This window comes from uncultured Methylobacterium sp. (genome assembly GCF_964251405.1).
In the GTDB taxonomy this organism is placed as follows: domain Bacteria; phylum Pseudomonadota; class Alphaproteobacteria; order Rhizobiales; family Beijerinckiaceae; genus Methylobacterium.
On sequence record NZ_CAXUJR010000001.1, the window covers coordinates 92,144 to 94,037 of the forward strand.

Below are 1,894 nucleotides of genomic sequence, written 5' to 3' on the forward strand. Positions count from 1 at the left end.
CCGGACCGGCTCGCCCGGCCCAGCAGGGTATCGGCCTCGCTCTCGACTCCTGACACGTTCGGCAAGGACGTCCGCCATGGCCCTGCTCCTCACCCTTCTCTGGCCGGCTCTCGCGGCCGCATTCCTGCTCGGCGGTCTCGTCGGCGCCTTCGCCGGGCTGCCGAGGGATCGCGGCACCGCGGCGGCAGGAGCCATCCTGGGCGCAATGACGACCGTTCTCTGCGGGTTTGCGGTCACCGGACCGGTCGGAGGGCGGACTGGCCTCTGGATCGAGATCGCCGCGTTCTGCCTCGTCGCCTACCTCATCGGGTGCCTTGCCGGCGCCGTCGCTCGGCGGCAACCCCGCACATAGGGCGTCTGACGCGTCAGCGCGCTCCCCGCCGGAGGTCGCCCTCGATCAGCAGCGCGCTGCGCCCGTCGAGGCGGTTGCGGTAGACCTGAAGGTTCTCCATCACTCGCTGCACGTAGTTGCGCGTCTCGGTAAAGGGAATGCGCTCGACCCAGTCGATGGGGTCGACGCCCGCTTTACGCGGGTCGCCATAGGCGTCGATCCACTTCTTCACGTTGCCGCCGCCCGCATTGTAGGAGGCGAAGGCAAGGATGTAGGACCCGCGCCAATCCTCCATCAGCTCGCCGAGATGGGCATGGCCGAGGCGGGCATTGTAGGCGGGATCGCTGGTGAGCCGGTCCTGGTCGTAGGCGGCGCTGACCCGACGCGCGGTGCGCTGGGCGGTCGCGGGCATCATCTGCATCAGGCCCCGCGCCCCGACGCTCGACTGCGCCCGCGGGTCGAACTGGCTCTCCTGGCGGGCGATGGCGAAGACCATCGCCTTCTCCACGAGCGGCACCGCGGCGGAGGCCTCGTAGGCCGGGATGCCGATGGTGGGGTAGGCGTGTGCGTCGAGCGGCAGCCCGCGCTGCACCGCGAGCTTGCCGATGGCGACGAGGGCACGCGAATCGCGCATCTCCACGGCCAGATCCCCGAGTGCGGTGATCTCGGCGGGATCGGTCAAACGGCTCGCCGTGTCGATGTAGAGCGGCAGCGCGAGCTCCTTGAGGGAGGCGGCCTCCAGCAGGCGCAGGGCCCGCACGCTGAGCCGGTCCTCGAAGGCGGCTCGCGCGGCGGCGTCGAGCGGCACGACGCTGCGCAGGGGCAGGCTGACCTCGCCGAGCTTCACCCGGGCGAGCTGGCCGTAATAGGCGATCGGCTGGAGGGCCGCACGCTGGTAATGCGCCTTGGCGCTTTCAGTCCCGCCGACGATCTCGGCCGCACGTCCCTGCCAGTAGGTGGCCCGGGCCAGCGAGATCGGTGTCTCGGCGATGCCTGCCGCGACGGCGAAATGCTTCGCGGCAGTCGCGGCATCGTCCGAGAAGCGCAGGGCGATCCAGCCGGCATGGAACTCGGCCTCGATCCGCTTCTCCACCGTGCGGGCGCTGTGGCCGCTGGCGACCTGATAGGCGGTCTTGGCGTCGCCGAGATCCATGAGCTTGCGCGCCACGATCCGGCGCTCCACCCACCACTCGTCGCCGTCGGCCAGAACCTCGGGATTGGTCGGCGCGGTCGCCAGCACCGCGGCGGCCTCCACCGCCTTGTCGGCCCGCCGCAGGAACTGGGCTCGCGACATCACGTAGGAGGAATCGTTGCGCAGCGACGGCGGCACCGCCGCGAGAGCGGAGGCCGCCCCCGAATTCTTGTCCTCGACGGCGCGTCGCGCCCGCACCAGAGTCATGGCGGAACCGCCGGCATAGCCCGCCGCGCGGCCCGCCTGGTCCCAGTCCTCCTTGAGGAGGGCGCGTTCCATCCGGAAGCGGTGATCGACCTTGGTGACCACGCCCGGAAAGGCGTCGAGGATGCGGGCCTCCAGGGTCTTGCCGAAGCTGTCCGAACGCCAGA

General features: G+C 70.7%; 2 protein-coding genes. One reads left to right on the forward strand and one right to left on the reverse strand.

Annotated elements, in window-relative coordinates; all coding sequences use genetic code 11:
* Window positions 1-76: 76 nt before the first annotated feature.
* Window positions 77-352 carry a hypothetical protein gene (locus tag ACFE7U_RS00470; protein ID WP_375407756.1) on the forward strand — a complete coding sequence of 92 codons (276 nt, stop codon included), beginning with the start codon at window positions 77-79 and terminating at the stop codon, window positions 350-352.
* Between the two features lie 13 nt (window positions 353-365).
* Here the strand turns inward: ACFE7U_RS00470 and ACFE7U_RS00475 are convergent.
* A partial coding sequence (locus tag ACFE7U_RS00475; RefSeq protein WP_375407757.1) for a lytic transglycosylase domain-containing protein occupies window positions 366-1,894 on the reverse strand: 1,529 nt, incomplete at its 5' end.

Excerpts from the sequence above, each read along its gene's own strand:
- ACFE7U_RS00470 (WP_375407756.1), top strand. The coding sequence starts at position 77 with ATGGCCCTGCTCCTCACCCTTCTCTGGCCGGCTCTCGCGGCCGCATTC.